Origin of the sequence: Methanosarcina sp. 1.H.A.2.2 (assembly GCF_000979975.1) — an archaeon.
Classification (GTDB): Archaea; Halobacteriota; Methanosarcinia; order Methanosarcinales; family Methanosarcinaceae; genus Methanosarcina.
Genome location: NZ_JJQL01000072.1, coordinates 1 through 842 on the forward strand (window position 1 = coordinate 1; position 842 = coordinate 842).

At 50.0% G+C, this 842-nt stretch carries 1 protein-coding gene; it reads right to left on the reverse strand.

The features are described 5' to 3' along the window. Window positions 1–842, reverse strand: an 842-nt coding sequence (gene acsC / locus EO93_RS10710; RefSeq protein ID WP_156161299.1) for an acetyl-CoA decarbonylase/synthase complex subunit gamma, incomplete at both ends; no start/stop codon positions are given.

Here is an 842-nt window from a genome sequence, read left to right on the forward strand (position 1 = left end):
TGCAATTCCTGCCATCCAGGCTGTGATGGGGAGAGCCATGATCGGATATGCGATCTCGGTGTCGCCCATAATGCCTGCTCTCCTGATTTTCAGGAAGTTTGTAAAGGTTTCTTTGAGGCCTTTGCCGCTTGGGTAGGTCCCCGGATCAAGCACAATGTCCTTGATGCCTGCTTCTGCGAAAGTCTTTGCAAGGCTCTTGAGGGCGTCAAGGTCATTAAATGCTGAAACTACAACAGGCACCTTGTACTCAAGGGCGAGTTCTCCGACTTCTTTCCAGTTGTCCTTGTTTGCAGCGTAGAGCAGTGGGTTCTTGTCCTTTGCAACCTCAAGTCCTGCCTTCAGGACTGCAGGGTTAAAGGAACAGAAGATCATAGGCAGGCCTATTTCTGCTACCTTCTTGACAGCAGCAGCGAACTTTGCCGGGTCGTTTGAAGCGGCTCTGATTGCCACACCGTCGAGAAGCAGGTTGCGACCTACATAGAACTTCTTGAAGTCCGCGATTTTGTTGACTCTCTCAATAAGGGCAGCTTCTTCCATGTTGTCTGAAACATCGAAGAACATCTTTGTCTTATTGAAGAAGGTAAGCTTGTGGCGGTACAGTACATCGTCTCCCCCGATGTTTGCTGCCTTTTCGCCTACTCCTATGGTAACCTGACGGATCTCGGGGGCAAGGAGCCTGTCGAGTTCTGCCAGCTTCTTTGCGTACTTCTTTTCCTTTACCAGAGGTGGACAATTTTCCGTCTTTCCGGACCTGTCGATCAGCTTGGAAGCAAATGCCATACATGTAGGCTCACCACATTCTCCACAGTTGGTCTGGGGCAGGTACTTGTAGGCTTCTAATG